Source organism: Pseudomonas typographi, assembly GCF_014694385.1.
In the GTDB taxonomy this organism is placed as follows: Bacteria; Pseudomonadota; Gammaproteobacteria; order Pseudomonadales; family Pseudomonadaceae; genus Aquipseudomonas; species Aquipseudomonas typographi.
Map to the genome: position 1 here is coordinate 17,715 of NZ_JAAOCA010000023.1, position 16,222 is coordinate 33,936.

Annotated in this window: 19 protein-coding genes, 1 tRNA gene and 1 pseudogene; 19 read left to right on the forward strand and 2 right to left on the reverse strand. The window is 61.5% G+C overall.

Annotation, left to right across the window (positions count from 1 at the left end):
- Positions 1-62 precede the first annotated feature (62 nt).
- The 19 genes and pseudogenes from HAQ05_RS17915 to tnpB all read left to right on the forward strand — a co-directional run bounded on the left by HAQ05_RS17915 (position 63) and on the right by tnpB (position 13,616).
- Entirely contained in the window at positions 63-281 is a 219-nt protein-coding gene (locus tag HAQ05_RS17915) for an FmdB family zinc ribbon protein (RefSeq protein ID WP_190422998.1), read from the forward strand.
- An 83-nt stretch (positions 282-364) separates the two neighbouring features.
- Entirely contained in the window at positions 365-2,140 is a 1,776-nt protein-coding gene (gene aspS, locus HAQ05_RS17920) for an aspartate--tRNA ligase (RefSeq protein ID WP_190423000.1), read from the forward strand.
- An 88-nt stretch (positions 2,141-2,228) separates the two neighbouring features.
- Positions 2,229-2,975: a YebC/PmpR family DNA-binding transcriptional regulator gene (locus tag HAQ05_RS17925; RefSeq protein WP_190423002.1), complete on the forward strand. Its 747-nt coding sequence runs from the start codon at positions 2,229-2,231 to the stop codon at positions 2,973-2,975.
- An 85-nt stretch (positions 2,976-3,060) separates the two neighbouring features.
- The gene (gene ruvC / locus HAQ05_RS17930; protein ID WP_190423004.1) at positions 3,061-3,591 is read left to right on the forward strand and encodes a crossover junction endodeoxyribonuclease RuvC; all 531 of its coding nucleotides are present in this window, start codon (positions 3,061-3,063) and stop codon (positions 3,589-3,591) included.
- A gap of 64 nt (positions 3,592-3,655) precedes the next feature.
- The gene (gene ruvA, locus HAQ05_RS17935; RefSeq protein WP_190423006.1) at positions 3,656-4,261 is read left to right on the forward strand and encodes a Holliday junction branch migration protein RuvA; all 606 of its coding nucleotides are present in this window, start codon (positions 3,656-3,658) and stop codon (positions 4,259-4,261) included.
- Complete coding sequence (ruvB, locus tag HAQ05_RS17940; RefSeq protein ID WP_190423008.1) at positions 4,262-5,305, forward strand: Holliday junction branch migration DNA helicase RuvB; 1,044 nt, start codon at positions 4,262-4,264, stop codon at positions 5,303-5,305.
- A 129-nt stretch (positions 5,306-5,434) separates the two neighbouring features.
- Positions 5,435-5,872, forward strand: coding sequence for a tol-pal system-associated acyl-CoA thioesterase (gene ybgC / locus HAQ05_RS17945; protein ID WP_190423011.1), 438 nt, complete (start codon positions 5,435-5,437; stop codon positions 5,870-5,872).
- Between the two features lie 18 nt (positions 5,873-5,890).
- The gene (gene tolQ / locus HAQ05_RS17950) at positions 5,891-6,586 is read left to right on the forward strand and encodes a protein TolQ (RefSeq protein ID WP_190423012.1); all 696 of its coding nucleotides are present in this window, start codon (positions 5,891-5,893) and stop codon (positions 6,584-6,586) included.
- A 14-nt stretch (positions 6,587-6,600) separates the two neighbouring features.
- A complete protein-coding gene (gene tolR, locus HAQ05_RS17955) occupies positions 6,601-7,053 on the forward strand; it encodes a protein TolR (protein WP_190423013.1) in 453 nt (150 codons plus the stop codon).
- Positions 7,050-8,099 (forward strand): cell envelope integrity protein TolA, encoded by a 1,050-nt coding sequence (gene tolA / locus HAQ05_RS17960; RefSeq protein WP_190423014.1) that lies wholly within the window; start codon positions 7,050-7,052, stop codon positions 8,097-8,099. The genes tolR and tolA overlap by 4 nt, the downstream gene beginning before the upstream one ends.
- Positions 8,096-9,397: a Tol-Pal system beta propeller repeat protein TolB gene (gene tolB / locus HAQ05_RS17965; RefSeq protein WP_190423015.1), complete on the forward strand. Its 1,302-nt coding sequence runs from the start codon at positions 8,096-8,098 to the stop codon at positions 9,395-9,397. Before tolA ends, tolB begins: the two co-directional genes overlap by 4 nt.
- Before the next feature lie 51 nt (positions 9,398-9,448).
- Entirely contained in the window at positions 9,449-9,955 is a 507-nt protein-coding gene (pal, locus tag HAQ05_RS17970) for a peptidoglycan-associated lipoprotein Pal (RefSeq protein WP_190423016.1), read from the forward strand.
- A 6-nt stretch (positions 9,956-9,961) separates the two neighbouring features.
- Entirely contained in the window at positions 9,962-10,798 is an 837-nt protein-coding gene (ybgF, locus tag HAQ05_RS17975; RefSeq protein WP_190423017.1) for a tol-pal system protein YbgF, read from the forward strand.
- A 159-nt stretch (positions 10,799-10,957) separates the two neighbouring features.
- A complete protein-coding gene (gene queE / locus HAQ05_RS17980) occupies positions 10,958-11,605 on the forward strand; it encodes a 7-carboxy-7-deazaguanine synthase QueE (RefSeq protein WP_190423018.1) in 648 nt (215 codons plus the stop codon).
- Positions 11,606-11,616: 11 nt separating this feature from the next.
- Complete coding sequence (queC, locus tag HAQ05_RS17985; RefSeq protein WP_190423020.1) at positions 11,617-12,291, forward strand: 7-cyano-7-deazaguanine synthase QueC; 675 nt, start codon at positions 11,617-11,619, stop codon at positions 12,289-12,291.
- A 60-nt stretch (positions 12,292-12,351) separates the two neighbouring features.
- Positions 12,352-12,427, forward strand: a tRNA-Lys gene (locus HAQ05_RS17990).
- A 624-nt stretch (positions 12,428-13,051) separates the two neighbouring features.
- A pseudogene (locus HAQ05_RS29505) lies at positions 13,052-13,108 on the forward strand (hypothetical protein); the annotation flags it as partial.
- A 23-nt stretch (positions 13,109-13,131) separates the two neighbouring features.
- Positions 13,132-13,323, forward strand: coding sequence for a hypothetical protein (locus HAQ05_RS28730; protein WP_238935092.1), 192 nt, complete (start codon positions 13,132-13,134; stop codon positions 13,321-13,323).
- A complete protein-coding gene (gene tnpB, locus HAQ05_RS18000; protein WP_338050258.1) occupies positions 13,320-13,616 on the forward strand; it encodes an IS66 family insertion sequence element accessory protein TnpB in 297 nt (98 codons plus the stop codon). Before HAQ05_RS28730 ends, tnpB begins: the two co-directional genes overlap by 4 nt.
- Before the next feature lie 23 nt (positions 13,617-13,639).
- Here the strand turns inward: tnpB and HAQ05_RS18005 are convergent, their stop codons facing one another.
- Together HAQ05_RS18005 and HAQ05_RS18010 are read right to left on the reverse strand one after the other, a co-directional pair.
- Positions 13,640-14,818 carry a M20 aminoacylase family protein gene (locus HAQ05_RS18005; protein ID WP_190423026.1) on the reverse strand — a complete coding sequence of 393 codons (1,179 nt, stop codon included), beginning with the start codon at positions 14,816-14,818 and terminating at the stop codon, positions 13,640-13,642.
- Between the two features lie 3 nt (positions 14,819-14,821).
- A complete protein-coding gene (locus tag HAQ05_RS18010) occupies positions 14,822-16,138 on the reverse strand; it encodes an MFS transporter (RefSeq protein WP_190423028.1) in 1,317 nt (438 codons plus the stop codon).
- Positions 16,139-16,222: the final 84 nt, after the last annotated feature.

A 16,222-nucleotide genomic window follows, 5' to 3' on the forward strand; every position in this document is an offset into this window, starting at 1 on the left:
ACTCGCGCTCTTTGCCAACATGGGCGCCGATCGGCGCGTTTTTGAACTCGAGATGCTCGGAAATGCCGCTCTACGACTACCAATGCGATGGCTGCGGCCATCACCTGGAAATCATCCAGAAACTCAGTGAATCACCCTTGGTCGATTGCCCTGCTTGCCACACGCCGCAATTGAAGAAACTGCTTTCCACGCCGGGCTTTCGCCTCAGCGGTACCGGCTGGTACGAAACCGATTTCAAAACCGGGGCCAAGAAGAACCTGGCCGGCGACAAGGCCGACTGAGTTGAACCGAGCCGCCGGGCCCCACCGCTGGGTAGCGCTCGGCCCGCCCCGATTACCGAATGACTGGAAGTGAATAGAACATCATGATGCGCAGCCACTATTGCGGCCAACTTAACGAAAGCCTGGATGGCCAGGAAGTCACTCTTTGCGGTTGGGTCCATCGCCGCCGGGACCACGGCGGGGTGATTTTCCTCGACATCCGCGACCGCGAAGGCATGGCCCAGGTGGTGTTCGACCCTGACCGCGCCGATACCTTCGCCACCGCCGATCGTGTGCGCAGCGAGTACGTGGTCAAGCTCACCGGTAGAGTGCGCCTGCGCCCGGCCGGCGCGGTCAACCCCAACATGGCCTCCGGCGCCATCGAGGTGCTCGGTTACGAGCTCAGTGTGCTCAACGAAGCGGAAACTCCACCGTTCCCGCTAAACGAATATTCCGACGTGGGCGAGGAAACCCGCCTGCGCTACCGTTTCATCGACCTGCGCCGGCCGGAAATGGCCGACAAGCTGCGCCTGCGCTCGCGCATCACCAGCAGCATCCGCGGCTACCTCGATGAAAACGGCTTCCTCGATGTCGAAACACCGATCCTGACCCGGGCCACCCCGGAGGGCGCCCGTGATTACCTGGTGCCCAGCCGCACCCACCCCGGCAATTTCTTCGCGTTGCCGCAGTCGCCGCAGTTGTTCAAGCAGTTGCTGATGGTGGCCGGCTTCGACCGTTACTACCAGATCGCCAAGTGTTTCCGTGACGAGGACCTGCGCGCCGATCGCCAGCCTGAATTCACCCAGATCGACATCGAAACCAGTTTCCTTGAAGAAAGCGACATCATGGGCCTGACCGAAGGCATGATCCGCAAGCTGTTCAAGGAAGTGCTGGGCGTGGAATTCGGCGAGTTCCCGCACTTGACCTACGCTGAAGCGATGCGCCGCTATGGCTCGGACAAACCCGACCTGCGCATTGCGCTTGAATTGGTCGACGTCGAAGACCAACTCAAGGCCGTGGAATTCAAGGTGTTCAGCGGGCCGGCCAACGACCCGCAATGCCGCGTGGCGGCCCTGAGGGTGCCGGGCGGCGCGAGCATGCCGCGCAGCAAAATCGACGAGTACACCAAGTTCGTGGGTATCTACGGTGCCAGGGGCTTGGCTTATATTAAGGTCAACGACCGCGCCAAGGGCGTGGAGGGCCTGCAATCGCCGATCGTGAAGAACATCCCTGAGGCCAACCTGAACGCGATCCTCGATCGAGTGGGTGCGGTCGATGGCGACATCGTGTTCTTCGGCGCCGATAAAGCCAAGGTCGTCAGCGAGGCGCTGGGCGCGCTGCGTGTTCGCCTGGGCCACGACCTCGAACTGTTGACCGGCCAATGGGCACCGCTGTGGGTCATCGATTTCCCGATGTTCGAAGAAAGCGATGAAGGCGGCTTCGCCGCGTTGCACCACCCTTTCACCGCGCCTAAATGCACGGCGGCCGAGCTTGAGGCGAACCCGGGCGCAGCGCTGTCGCGTGCCTATGACATGGTGCTCAACGGTACTGAGCTGGGCGGCGGTTCGATTCGTATCCACCGCAAGGACATGCAGCAGGCGGTGTTCCGTGTGCTGGGTATCGAGGCCGCGGAACAGGAAGAGAAGTTCGGCTTCCTGCTCGATGCGCTCAAGTTCGGAGCACCGCCCCATGGCGGGTTGGCGTTTGGCCTGGACCGCCTGGTGATGCTCATGACCGGCGCGCAGTCGATTCGTGAAGTGATCGCCTTCCCGAAAACCCAGAGCGCCGCCGACGTGATGACCCAAGCGCCGGGCGCGGTCGATGCCAAGGCGTTGCGCGAATTGCACATTCGCCTGCGTGAGCAAACCAAGGCCGAATAAGGCCGCCGGGCGCGCAGTGCCCGTTCGATGAAGCCCTGGCGCACGCCGGGGCTTTGTCTGCAAACTCAAGAACACATTCGGAGTCAATATGGCCGGTCATTCCAAGTGGGCTAACATCAAGCACCGCAAAGAACGCCAAGATGCCAAGCGCGGCAAGGTTTTCACCAAATGGATTCGCGAGCTGACCGTCGCCGCCAAGCAGGGCGGTGCTGACCCGGCGGCCAACCCACGCTTGCGCCTGGCCCTGGACAAGGCGCTGGGCGCCAACATGAGCCGCGACATCATCGACCGGGCTATCGCCCGGGGTGCTGGCACAAATGACAGCGAAAACGTCGAGGAACTCAGTTACGAAGGTTATGGCCCAGGTGGCGTGGCGCTGATGGTCGAGGCCATGACCGATAACCGCAACCGTACAGCGGCGGCGGTGCGCCACGCCTTCAGCAAGTGCGGGGGTAACCTCGGCACCGATGGCTCGGTGGCCTACCTGTTCGAACGCAAGGGGCAGCTTAGCTTCGCCGCCGGTGTCGATGAAGACGCGCTGATCGAGGCCGCGGTCGAAGCCGGTGCCGACGATGTGGTCGCCCAGGACGACGGTTCGGTAGAGGTGTTCACCTCGTTCGGCGACTTCTACAGCGTGCGTACGGCGCTTGAGGCCGCCGGTTTCAAAGCGCAGGATGCCGAAATCATCATGCAGCCAAGCACCAGTGCCGAACTCGACAAAGACCTGGCCGAGAAAGTGCTGAAGCTGATCGACATGCTCGAGGACCTGGACGACGTGCAGAACGTTTATTCCAACGCCTCGATTTCCGACGAGATCCTGGAGCAGCTGGGCTGACCCACGGTCGTCATCCGCCGGGGCCGTTGGTGCGTAGGCGCAAGCCTTGCGTGCCGCCGGCCCCGGCATCTTTCAGGATGCTGGCATGACCCTGATCCTCGGTATCGACCCCGGCTCGCGTATCACCGGTTATGGTGTGGTACGTGATCGCGGCCAGGGCCGCGGCTGTGAGTACGTGGCATCCGGTTGTATCCGCACCGGCAGCGGCGAATTGCCCGAACGCTTGCAGGTGGTGTTTCGCAGCGTGCGTGAGGTGATCCGCGGCCATGGGCCGGTGACGATGGGCATCGAGCGGGTGTTCATGGCACGCAATGCCGACTCGGCGCTCAAGTTGGGCCAGGCGCGTGGCGCGGCGATAGTGGCGGCGGTGGAGGAGGGCCTCGAGGTGGCGGAATACACCGCCACCCAGGTCAAGCAGGCGGTCACCGGCACCGGCGGGGCGAGCAAGGAGCAGGTGCAGTTGATGGTCATGCACCTGTTGGGCCTTACGCAAAAGCCGCAGATCGATGCCTCGGATGCTCTGGCCATCGCGTTGTGTCATGCTCATACGCGCTCAAGCTTGATACCCCATGGCCTGGGCACCGCGCGACGGCGCGGCGGCCGCTTGCGGCTTTGAATTTCTATTAAACCGGGCATGCGTGGTGGCACTTGGCGCGCCGGGCAACCCTCTGGACATCGATGTGATTGGACGCTTGCGTGGCACCCTGGCGGAGAAACAACCGCCGCACTTGATCGTAGACGTTAACGGCCTGGGCTATGAGCTCGAAGTACCGATGACCACCTTGTACCGCCTACCGTCGGTCGGCCAGGCGGTTACCCTGCACACGCACCTGGTGGTGCGTGAAGATGCCCAGTTACTCTATGGTTTTTTTGAAAAGCGCGAGCGGGAGCTGTTTCGCGAGTTGATCCGGCTCAATGGCGTAGGGCCCAAGCTTGCCTTGGCGCTGATGTCGGGCTTTGAGGCCGATGAACTGGTGCGGGTGGTGCAGGCGCAGGACGCCCAAGCGCTGGTCAAGGTGCCTGGGGTAGGCAAAAAAACCGCCGAACGCCTGTTGGTCGAGCTCAAGGACCGCTTCAAGGCTTGGCAAACCAGCCCGGCCATGTTCGCGCTGATGCCTTACAGCACGCCACAGGCGCCGGTCGCCAGCGCTGAAGCCGATGCGGTCAGTGCTCTGATTTCCCTGGGGTACAAACCCCAAGAGGCCAGCAAGGCGGTGTCGGCGATCGATGCCCAGGGGCTGTCTTCCGAAGAGCTGATTCGCCATGCGCTGAAGGGGATGATTTAAGTGATCGAAGCCGATCGTTTGATATCTGCCGCCGGTGGCGGGCGTGATGAGCAACAGGACCGCGCCATCCGCCCGTTGAGCTTGGCCGAATACATCGGCCAGCCGGTGGTGCGCGAGCAGATGGAATTGTTCATTCAGGCCGCGCGGGCACGCCACGAATCGCTCGATCACACCTTGATTTTCGGCCCTCCGGGGCTGGGTAAGACGACCTTGGCGAACATCATCGCCGAAGAAATGGGCGTGTCGATCAAAAGCACCTCGGGCCCTGTGCTTGAACGCCCGGGTGACTTGGCGGCCATGCTGACCAACCTTGAGCCCCATGACGTGCTATTCATCGACGAAATTCACCGGCTTTCGCCGATCGTCGAAGAAGTGCTGTACCCGGCCATGGAAGATTTCCAGCTCGATATCATGATCGGTGAGGGTCCGGCGGCCCGTTCGATCAAGCTCGATTTGCCGCCGTTCACGCTGGTCGGCGCCACCACCCGGGCGGGCATGCTCACCAACCCCCTGCGCGACCGCTTCGGCATCGTGCAGCGTCTGGAGTTCTACAGTGCCGCGGACCTGGCCACTATCGTGGCGCGGTCCGGCCGGATCCTCAACCTTGCCATCGACGAGCCGGGCGCGTTCGAGATCGCCCGGCGCGCCCGCGGCACCCCTCGTATCGCCAACCGCCTGCTGCGGCGGGTACGTGACTACTCCCAGGTGCGTGGCAAGGGTCATATCGACAAGGCGGTGGCAGACTTGGCGCTGAACCTGCTGGATGTGGACGAGCGCGGCTTCGACCACCAGGACCGGCGCCTGCTGCTGACGATGATCGAAAAGTTCGATGGCGGCCCGGTGGGGCTGGATAACCTCAGCGCGGCCATCGGCGAGGAGCGCCACACCATCGAGGATGTGCTCGAACCTTACCTGATCCAGCAGGGCTACATCATGCGCACGCCGCGTGGCCGGGTAGTTACCCGCCATGCCTACCTGCACTTCGGCCTGCAGGTGCGTGGGGCGCTGGGTAGCCTTGACCTTGGGGAGCCTGGCGGTGAATAAAAAATCATGGGACACAATGATTTATTCAGGTTTTTTATGGTCCTAGGTGCGATGCGCGCAGGTCGCGGCGAGCGTGGAAAAAAACAGTTGCATCGCCGGATTGGCAACCCGAGGAGTAAGCACTAGAGTATGCGCGCGCAAAACGAGTCAGGGCCCTTCGCCATTCGCTGTCGCGTCTATTACGAGGACACCGATGCCGGTGGCATCGTTTATTACGTCAATTACCTCAAGTTCATGGAGCGGGCGCGTACCGAACGGCTGCGTGACCTAGGTTTCGTGCAGTCGAGGCTGGCGGCGGAAAACCTGCTGTTCGTGGTCCACAGCAGCGAGGCGCGGTACTGGGCGCCGGCGCGGTTGGATGACGAACTTCAGGTCAACGCCGAGGTGGTCGAATTGGGGCGTGCTCGCGTGCGCTTTCGCCAGCAGGTAACGCGTGTCGGCGATGGCACGCTGCTGTGCGAAGGCCATGTGCTAGTCGCCTGTGTGCGGGCCGATAACTTCAAGCCCCGGGCCATGCCCGTCGCGATGCGAACTGCGTTCGCCGCCGATGGCCCGGGTTTATACTGAAACATCAGGAGAGCAAGCGTGGAAGCAACCGCCGTCGACCATACCTCCATGTGGAGCCTGGTCAGCAATGCCAGTGTAGTGGTGCAGTTGGTGATGCTGATCCTAGTGGCCGCCTCGGTCACTTCCTGGGTCATCATCTTCCAGCGCAGCAACCTGATCCGTGCCGGGCGCCGCGCGCTCGACGCCTTCGAGGAGCGCTTCTGGTCGGGGATCGACCTGTCCAAGCTATACCGCCAGGCCGGCAGCAACCCCGACCCGGATTCGGGTGTGGAGCAGATATTTCGCGCGGGCTTCAAGGAGTTTTCGCGCCTGCGCCAGCAACCGGGTGTAGACCCGGACGCGGTCATGGAGGGGGTCTCGCGCGCGATGCGGGTGGCTATCTCCCGCGAGGAAGAAAAACTCGACCAAACCCTGCCGTTTCTGGCCACCGTCGGCTCCACCAGCCCCTACATCGGCCTGTTCGGCACCGTATGGGGGATCATGAACTCCTTCCGTGGCCTTGCCAGCGCGCAGCAGGCGACCCTGGCCACCGTAGCCCCGGGTATCGCCGAGGCGCTGGTGGCCACCGCCATCGGCCTGTTCGCGGCGATCCCGGCAGTGATCGCCTATAACCGTTTCGCCGCGCGCAGTGAAACCCTGATCGGCCGTTACTACACCTTCGCCGACGAGTTCCAGGCCATCCTGCACCGCAAGGTGCACACCAGCGAAGAATAAACAGGTATTTTGCAATGGCTCGAGTTCGGCAAAAACGCAAGCCGGTAGCCGAAATGAACGTAGTGCCGTACATCGACGTGATGTTGGTGCTGCTGGTCATCTTCATGGTTACCGCACCGATGATCAACCAGGGGGTAAAGGTCGACCTACCCAAGGTTTCCAGCGAAGCCTTGCCCCAAGACAACAATGTGCAGATTCTGACCATCTCCATCAAGGCCGACAAAACCTACTACTGGAATGTGGGCAGCGAGGTCGATACGCAGCGCCAAATGGACAAGGCCATGACCCTTGAACAGATGACCCAGGCCGCGACCGCGATCATCAACCAGGGCAATGCCAGCGGTAAGAAAACCCAAGTGTTCATCCGGGCTGACAAAACCGTGGACTACGGTGCCGTGATGGGCGCCATGGGCGGGTTGCAAAAGGCCGGTGTCGGCAACGTCGGCCTGATCACTGAGGCGCCGTGATGCGACAGCGTGAGCCAGCCCGCTCGGAAAACTATTTCTGGCCCACTTTTTGGGCCATTGTGCTGCACGTCGTGATTTTCGGTGCGTTGTTCGTAAGCTTTGCCTTCACCCCTGAGCTGCCACCGAGCAAGCCGATCGTGCAGGCTACCCTCTACCAGCTCAAATCCAAGAGCCAGGCCACCACGCAGACCAACCAGAAGCTCGCCGGCGAAGCCAAGAAGTCCGCTGCCCGCCAGACCGAGATCGAGCAGATGGAGCAGAAGAAGGTCGAGCAAGAGCAAATCGCCGCGGCGGAACAAAAGAAAGCCGACGCCGCTCAAAAGGCCGAGCAGGCGCGCCAGGCGGACGAAGCCAAAAAAGCCGCCGCCGATGAAGCCGCCGCGGCGGCAGAGGCGAAAAAGGCCGCCGATGCCGCGAAAGCCGCTGACGCTAAAAAGGTAGAGGAGGCCGCCATCGCCAAGAAAAGGGCCGAGGACGACGCGAAGAAACAAGCGCAAGAGGACGCCAAGCAGAAGGCCGCCGAGGACGCCAAGAAACAAGCGGCCGAGGATGCCAAGAAGCAAGCGGCTGACGATGCCAAGAAAAAGGCCGCTGACGACGCCAAGAAACAAGCTGCCGCCGACGCGGCCAAGAAGAAGGCTCAGGACGCGGCGCGTAAGTCCCAGGAAGATAAAAAGGCCCAGGCCCTGGCCGACCTTTTGTCCGACAAGGTCGAGCGCCAGCAAGCGCTGGCCGACGAGCAAGGCGATGAGGTGGCAGGCAACTTCGATGACTTGATTCGTTCACGCGCGGCCGAAGGGTGGAACCGCCCACCGTCCGCCCGCAAGGGGATGACCGTGATACTGCAGATCAACATGCTGCCCGACGGCACCGTCACCAACGTGAGCGTGGCCAAGAGCAGTGGCGATTCGCCGTTTGACAGCTCGGCGGTGGCCGCGGTGAAGAACATCGGGCGCCTGATCGAAATGCAGGGCTTGAGCCCCAAAGACTTCAACCCCTATCGTTCATTCAAAATGACATTCACACCTGAGGATCTTGCGTTGTGATAAACCTTCTTCGAGGGCTGCTGGTCGTGCTCTGCTGCGCGGCAGGGTTCGCATCGGCAGATGAAAAGAACATCCTGGTCACCAGCGGTACCGACCGCGCCACCCCTATCGCCGTGGTGCCGTTCGGCTTCCAAGGCGGTGCCGTGCTGCCGGAGGACATGTCCGAGATCATCGGTAACGACCTGCGCAACTCCGGCTACTATGCGCCGATTCCTCGGCAAAACATGATCAGCCAGCCTACCCAGCCCACCGACATCATCTTTCGTGACTGGAAGGCACTGGGTGCGCAATACATCGTGATCGGTAATATCGTACCCAGCGGGGGCCGGCTGCAGGTGACCTACGCGTTGTATAACGTCAATACCGAGCAGCAGGTGTTGAACGGGAGCGTGTCCGGCGGCACCGACCAACTGCGTGATATGTCTCATTACATTGCCGACCAGTCGTTCGAAAAGCTCACGGGTATCAAGGGCGCGTTCTCCACACGTATCCTCTATGTGACCGCCGAGCAGTTTTCCGCCGGCAATACTCGGTACACATTGCAGCGTTCCGACTATGACGGCGCACGTGCCGTGACCCTGCTGCAATCGCGCGAACCGATCCTCTCGCCACGCTATGCCTCCGATGGCAAGCGCATCGCCTATGTGTCGTTCGAACAGCGCAAGCCGCGCATCTTCTTGCAATACATCGATACTGGCCGCCGTGAAATGCTCACCAACTTCGAGGGCCTCAACGGCGCCCCGGCCTTCTCGCCCGATGGCAACCGGTTGGCGTTCGTGCTCTCCAAGGACGGTAACGCGGAAATCTACGTGATGGACCTCGCCACCCGTGGGCTCACGCGGGTGACCAACAGCCCGGCCATCGACACCGAGCCAACCTGGGGTAAAGACGGCCGCACCTTGTACTTCACCTCTGACCGGGGCGGCAAGCCACAGATCTACAAGACCACCATCGGTTCCGGCAATGCCGACCGGGTGACGTTCGTAGGCAACTATAATGCTGCGCCTAAACTTTCGGCGGATGAAAAGACCCTGGTGATGATCCACCGCCAGGATGGTTTTACCAACTTCAAGGTGGCGTCGCAGGACCTGGAACGCGGTAACGTCAAGATTCTTACAGACTCAAGTCTGGATGAGTCGCCTACTGTTGCGCCCAACGGCACCATGGTAATCTACGCCACCCGTTCTGAGGGGCGGGGCGTCTTGATGCTGGTGTCCTTGAACGGACGCGTCAGGATTCCACTTCCAACCGCACAAGGCGAAGTCAGAGAACCATCCTGGTCCCCTTTCTTGAACTGACGCGGCGCAAGACGTTTTATTTAACACACTGGGGTTCATTAGGAGTTTCACATGGAAATGCTGAAGTTTGGTAAGTTCGCTGCGCTGGCGCTGGCCATGGCCGTAGCGGTAGGTTGCTCCTCCAAGGGCGGTGACAACGCTGGCGCCGGCAACGGCGGCGCTGTTGACCCGAACGCTGGCTATGGTGCCAACACCGGTGCCGTCGACGGCAGCCTGAGCGAAGAAGCTGCTCTGCGCGCTATCACCACGTTCTACTTCGAATACGACAGCTCTGACTTGAAGCCTGAAGCCATGCGCGCGCTGGACGTACACGCCAAGGACCTGAAAGCCAGCGGCGCCCACGTCGTTCTGGAAGGTAACACCGACGAGCGTGGTACCCGCGAGTACAACATGGCCCTGGGTGAGCGCCGCGCCAAGGCCGTTCAGCGTTACCTGGTTCTGCAGGGCGTTTCCCCTGCGCAGCTGGAGCTGGTTTCCTACGGCGAAGAGCGCCCGGTTGCCACCGGCCACGACGAGCAGTCCTGGGCTCAGAACCGTCGCGTCGAACTGCGTAAGTAATTCGCCATGCGAAAGTGCCGTTTGGTCGTAACTGCTTTGGCGCTGTCCTTATCGCTTTCGGCGGTGGCAGCGGTTCCTGTGGTAGAGGGTGACGCCAGTAATTATGGCGGCAGCAGCAACCCACCTTCCGGTTATGGCACGAGCGGCGCCTATGCCGGGTCGGGGGCCCAACAGGCCCCCGTCTCGGCACAGGGCGAATTGTTCATGCAGTTGCAGCAAATGCAAGAAGACATCGCGCGTTTGCGCGGCCAGGTTGAAGTACAGCAGAACCAGATCCAGCAAATGAAGCAGGAAGCACTGGACCGCTACCAAGACCTTGACCGGCGTATTGGCGCTGGAGGCTCCGCCCAGCAGCAGGCGGCACCTGCCGACACTTCCCAAGCCAACGGCGCAATCAATGCCGGGGGCGCTTCGGCGGCTGACACTCAAAGTGCGCAGCAGCCCACCGCAGGTGGCGAGCCCGCCGACCCTGCGAAAGAAAAGCTTTATTACGATGCAGCCTTTGACCTGATCAAGGCCAAGGATTTCGATAAGGCCAGCCAGGCGTTCACCGCCTTCCTGCGCCGTTACCCCAATAGCCAATACGCCGGCAATGCGCAGTACTGGCTGGGCGAAGTGAACCTGGCCAAGGGCGACCTCCAGGGCGCTGGCCAAGCGTTCGCCAAGGTCAGCCAGGCGTACCCCAAGCACGCCAAAGTGCCCGATTCGCTGTACAAATTGGCCGACGTCGAACGCCGCCTGGGCCATACCGACCGGGTAAAGCCCCTTCTGCAACAGGTGGTGAGCCAGTACCCGGGCACCTCGGCGGCGCAATTGGCGCAACGCGACTTGGCGCGCATGTGACCAGTTCGCTTTCATGAAGAAACCCGCGCTGGCCGCGGGTTTTTTCGTTAGAATCGGCGCCCCTTTGAACCACAATCGGCGCAAGCGACGCTCACGCGGGGTTGCGCACGGTGCTAACGGAGGCGGATGGCCTGTTTCGCTGTCACGCCCGTGGCGACTATGCAAAACACATTACGTATTACCGAAGTCTTCTACTCGTTGCAGGGGGAGACACGGACCAGTGGCTTGCCTACGGTGTTCGTGCGCCTCACCGGTTGCCCCTTGCGGTGCCAATACTGCGACAGCGCCTACGCCTTCAGCGGCGGCACCCAGCGCACCCTCGACAGCCTCTTGGAACAGGTGGCCGGTTACCGGCCACGTTACGTGTGCGTGACCGGCGGTGAGCCGTTGGCCCAGCCTAACGTGATTCCCCTGCTTGAACGGCTATGCGACAGCGGTTACAGCGTGTCGCTGGAAACCAGTGGCGCACTGGACATCAGCGCGGTCGACACCCGGGTTAGCCGTGTGGTCGACCTCAAGACCCCAGGCTCGAACGAAGCCCACCGCAACCGCTACGAGAACATAGCGCTGCTTACCGCCCACGACCAAGTGAAGTTCGTGATCTGCTCGCGCGAAGACTACGACTGGGCCGTGAGCAAACTCATCGAGTACCGCCTGGAGCAGCGCGCCGGCGAAGTGCTGTTCTCTCCCAGCCACCAGGATGTTAGCGCCCGCGACTTGGCCGACTGGGTGGTGGCCGACAACCTGCCTGTGCGTATGCAACTGCAGTTGCATAAAATTTTATGGAATGATGAACCCGGCCGCTGAGGAGCACCGCGATGAATGTAAAAAAAGCCGTAATCCTGCTGTCTGGCGGCCTCGACTCCGCGACCGTGGTGGCCATGGCCCGGGCCGAAGGTTACACCTGTTATACCCTGAGCTTCGATTATGGCCAGCGCCACCGGGCAGAGCTCAACGCTGCCGCGCGGGTGGCCAAGGCCCTGGGGGCAGCCGAGCACAAGGTGATTGGCTTGACCTTGGACGGCATTGGTGGCTCAGCACTGACCGACAGCAGCATCGCCGTGCCTGAAGCACCCACCGACGGTATCCCGGTCACCTACGTACCGGCACGCAACACAGTGTTTCTCGCCCTGGCCTTGGGCTGGGCCGAAGTACTCGGTGCGCAGGACATCTTTATCGGGGTCAATGCCGTGGACTATTCCGGCTACCCCGACTGCCGCCCGGCATTCGTCGAGGCCTTCGAGCGCATGGCTAACTTGGCCACCAAGGCCGGTGTAGAAGGGCAGGGCTTTCGCATCCAAGCGCCGCTGCAGATGCTCAGCAAGGCTGACATCATCCGCGCCGGGCTGCAAAAAGGTGTTGACTACAGCCTCACGGTTTCATGCTATCAGGCCAACGATGATGGCCAAGCCTGCGGCAAATGCGACAGCTGCCGCCTGCGTGCCGAGGGCTTCGCCGCGGCGGGCGTAACCGACCCTACCCGTTATTTTTGATTTTTTTGCTGCAAGGTATTGAATAGTTGTTATAAATCAGTATCATGCACGCCATCCAGCGGGTCGTTAGCTCAGTTGGTAGAGCAGTTGGCTTTTAACCAATTGGTCGTAGGTTCGAATCCTACACGACCCACCATCTTCATCCAGAACCCTCCTTTCGGAGGGTTTTTGTGCTTCATATGACCGATCACACAGCCGTCTGATCCGAAACATACCTTAGATTTCATGATTTCGAACCGGAATCGGTTCGTCGCCGGGCCGTTGGCGTCGTTCCCTGGACCTTGCAGATTCCATATCTCAAGCCTTGGGTATCGAAAACGCGCATAAATACCTGAGTTGACACTCAGGCTTTTCGACTAAGGGTTTGAACGATCTCGTGAGGCGGTCAGCCGCCCTTAAGCCGCGAAAGCGTTCCGTGGCCTGGGCGAAGTTTCGAATATCCATTAAAAAGTGGGGCGTGATAACGGCCCCTCTAGACGCTCTGCAATCGCGTCAGTTGTGGCTCCTCCCACAGCAACCTCGTTCAGCAGATTCGCCAGCAGCGTCAATCCGTCTTGCATGGCCTGCCTAGAGGGTAGCTCAGGCGGGTCGGCGTGTCGGTGTCGTTCATACTCCGTAAGCGTTCAGGGAACACACCTTCCGAACTCCAGCATTAAGGGCGATGTTGCCCGCGTATTGTTTAGCGGACGCGATCGCCCTTATCGCTAGGATTTCCATGCGCCAATGAAGCTCTTACCCCAAACCCTTCAAGGCCCAGGTCGTGCAGGAATGCCTGCAACCGGGAGCCACGGTTCCCAGTGTTGCCATCAGCCACGGCATTAACGCCAATGTGATCCGCAAATGGCTGCCGATTTACCGCGACATGGCCCCGCAGCCTTGCCAGCGTTCGTGCCGGTACACGCGACGGCCAAGCGGCCGGCTGATGAGGCGGCGGTGATCGCATTGCCGCTGGGTGACAAATCCATCACTGTCAAATGGCCAGCCTCAGACCCCGACGGCTGCGCACGCTTTATCCGCGGTCTCTCGCAGTGATCCACATTGATGCCATCTGGCTCGCCACCGAGCCCATGGACCTGCGCGCCGGCACTGACACGGCACTGGCCCGCGTGGTTGCAGTGTTCGGTGCGGCAAAGCCGCACTGCGCTTATCTGTTCGCCAACCGCCGCGCCAACCGGATGAAAGTCCTGGTGCACGATGGCGTGGGCATTTGGCTTGCCGCACGGCGGCTAAACCAAGGGAAATTCCATTGGCCCGGCATTCATCGCAGCCTGGAAGTCGAACTCGACGCCGAACAGCTTCACGCCTTGGGCGGCACTTTTCCGTGAACAGGATGACGCTACGGCCGGGCCTAGACGAGAAAATCTTCCACCAGCTTGACCCAGCAATCAGCACCCAAGCGGATCAGTTCGTCGTTGAAGTCGTAGTGTGGGTTATGCACCGAGCAGCCGTGAAACTCGCCCTCGCCGTTCCCTAGCATGAAGTAGCAGCCCGGCACCTCATTGAGCATCCAGGCAAAGTCCTCGGTACCCATCACCTTGGGGCCGCGGCTGTGTAACTGGCCGGGCGCGAACAGAGGCGACAGGCTTTGGCGCACCCATTGCGTTTCGGCCGCATGGTTGATCAGCGCCGGGGCCAGTTGGGTAATCTGCACGTCAATGCTGACGCCGAATAACTGCTCGTGGCCGCGGGTGATTTGCTCGAGCCGCTGGTTGATCTTTTGCTGAGTTTGCGGGGTGTCGGTGCGCACGCTGATCAACAGGCTGGCTTCATCGGGAATGATGTTGTAGACGGTCCCGGCCTGGAGCATCCCAATGCTGATCACGGCATATTCCTCCGGGCCCAGGTTGCGTGACTTGATGGTCTGGATGGCGTTGATCAAGCTGGCCACCACCGGTACCGGATCGATCGCCAGCTCAGGTATGGCGCCGTGCCCACCCTTGCCGGTGATACTCAACCGCACCCGCTCGGACGACGCCATGGTCGGCCCCGCCTGGACCACCGCTGTGCCCACCGGGGCCCCGGGCATGTTGTGCAGAGCGAACACCGCATCGCACGGAAAACGCTCGAATAGCCCGTCGTCGATCATCGCCTTGGCCCCGCACAACCCCTCCTCGTCGGGCTGGAAAATCACATTGAGGGTGCCATTGAAGTCAGCACCCTTCGCCAGGCGATAGGCGGCGCAAAGCAAGATCGCGGTGTGCCCGTCATGGCCGCAGGCATGCATGCGGCCGGGAATTTGGCTGGCATGGGCAAAGGCGTTTTTCTCTTGCATCGGCAGCGCGTCCATATCGGCGCGCAAGCCGATGCGGCGGCTGCCTTGGCCTTTTTGTAGCACCCCGACCAGACCATGGCCGCCGATACCGCGATGGACCTGGTAGCCCCATTGCGCCAGCTTGGCGGCAACTCGCTCGGCGGTGTGCGGCGTCTGCGCCCCGAGCTCGGGCGCGGCATGGAGCTGCCGGCGCAACGCCACGAAGGTTTGCAAATCGGTGTCGCTCAACGCGGTGTCGGTGTATTGGCTGCGCATGGTTCAGGCTCTTCCTATGTGTTCGGGGAACAGTTTCAGGCAGGTCAGGCTGACCGCCCCGCCGGCCAGCAAGTAAAAGGCCGGGGCCAACGGGTCATTGAGGGTCGAGGTCAGCCATGTAGCGATCAGCGGCGAAAAACCACCGAATAGGGTTACGCCGAAGCTGTAGCTGACCGACGTGCCCAAGGCCCGCTGCGGCTTGGCAAAGGCTTCCATAATCAGCGCGAAAAACGCCCCGGAGCCGACACAGCCGGGCAGTACCAGCAACGCCACGGTCAGCATCGCCGCGTACACGTCGGTGGTATGCGACAACAGCCACAACGCCGGCCATGCGGTTATCACCGGCAAGGTAACGGTCCATACCAGGAGTTTTTTGCGCAGGCCGTGGCGGTCGGCATAGCGCCCGGCAACCGGTGTGATGATCGCCAGGCACGCCGCGGCGACACAGGCAATCGCCAAGGCGCTGCGCTGCGGATAGTGCAGCGTGGCAACCAGGTACGATGGCATATAAAAAATGAACAGGTACATGCCGATGGTCGCGCTCGCCATCAGCCCGGTGGCCAAGGCGGTGTTACGCAGGTCGATTGCCTCGCGCCAGTGAGGCTTGCGGCGGCTCGCTGGCTGTTCGCATGTCGCTGCCGGCTCAAGCGTCTCTGGCAGGCAGCTGCGAATGTACCAGCCGACTGGGCCGATCAGCAGGCCGATGATGAACGGGATACGCCAGCCCCAGCCTTCCAGGGCAGGCGTGGTCATGATGTTGGTCAGCAACAGGCCGATGCCGGCCCCTACCAAGGCTGCATAACCTTGGCTGGCGGCCTGCCAACTGACGCTGCGGCAGCGCTTGGCGGCGGAGGTCGACTCCATCAGCATCACCGAGGCAGTGCCGATTTCACCGCCGGCGGAAAACCCCTGGGTCAGCCGCCCGATCACTAAAAGCACGGTGCCGAAGACCCCGGCCCGCTGGTGGGTGGGCGCAAAGGCAATCAGCGCGGTACCCAGGGTCATCAGGAAGATGGTCAACGTCAGCGCCGCCTTGCGGCCTTTTCGGTCGGCGAAGCGGCCGATCACCAAGGCCCCCACCGGCCGCATCAGAAAGCCCACGCCAAACGCGGTCAACGACATCAGCAACGACGCCATGGGGGACTGTGCCGGGAAAAACTGCTTGGCGATCACCACGGCGAAAAAGCTATAGATGGTGAAATCGTACATTTCCAGGGCGTTACCCAAGGCGCACGCCACGGTGGCTTTTCTAGACCCGATGGCGGCGCCGGGCCGCACCGTGCGGTTCGCCATGGGGGTATCCGAGTGCAAAGTGGTCATGGGGGCTCGCTCCAGTCATTCGCGTGTCGACGCCAACTATCGAGCAACCCCGGCGATGAATCACTTGCGCTTTTCGCAGGCGAT

Excerpts from the sequence above, each read along its gene's own strand:
- ruvC (WP_190423004.1), top strand. The coding sequence starts at position 3,061 with ATGACCCTGATCCTCGGTATCGACCCCGGCTCGCGTATCACCGGTTAT.
- tolR (WP_190423013.1), top strand. The coding sequence starts at position 6,601 with ATGGCTCGAGTTCGGCAAAAACGCAAGCCGGTAGCCGAAATGAACGTA.
- aspS (WP_190423000.1), top strand. The coding sequence starts at position 365 with ATGATGCGCAGCCACTATTGCGGCCAACTTAACGAAAGCCTGGATGGC.
- HAQ05_RS17915 (WP_190422998.1), top strand. The coding sequence starts at position 63 with ATGCCGCTCTACGACTACCAATGCGATGGCTGCGGCCATCACCTGGAA.
- HAQ05_RS17925 (WP_190423002.1), top strand. The coding sequence starts at position 2,229 with ATGGCCGGTCATTCCAAGTGGGCTAACATCAAGCACCGCAAAGAACGC.
- ybgC (WP_190423011.1), top strand. The coding sequence starts at position 5,435 with ATGCGCGCGCAAAACGAGTCAGGGCCCTTCGCCATTCGCTGTCGCGTC.
- HAQ05_RS28730 (WP_238935092.1), top strand. The coding sequence starts at position 13,132 with ATGGCTGCCGATTTACCGCGACATGGCCCCGCAGCCTTGCCAGCGTTC.
- queC (WP_190423020.1), top strand. The coding sequence starts at position 11,617 with ATGAATGTAAAAAAAGCCGTAATCCTGCTGTCTGGCGGCCTCGACTCC.
- queE (WP_190423018.1), top strand. The coding sequence starts at position 10,958 with ATGCAAAACACATTACGTATTACCGAAGTCTTCTACTCGTTGCAGGGG.
- ybgF (WP_190423017.1), top strand. The coding sequence starts at position 9,962 with ATGCGAAAGTGCCGTTTGGTCGTAACTGCTTTGGCGCTGTCCTTATCG.
- pal (WP_190423016.1), top strand. The coding sequence starts at position 9,449 with ATGGAAATGCTGAAGTTTGGTAAGTTCGCTGCGCTGGCGCTGGCCATG.
- HAQ05_RS18005 (WP_190423026.1), bottom strand. The coding sequence starts at position 14,818 with ATGCGCAGCCAATACACCGACACCGCGTTGAGCGACACCGATTTGCAA.
- HAQ05_RS18010 (WP_190423028.1), bottom strand. The coding sequence starts at position 16,138 with ATGACCACTTTGCACTCGGATACCCCCATGGCGAACCGCACGGTGCGG.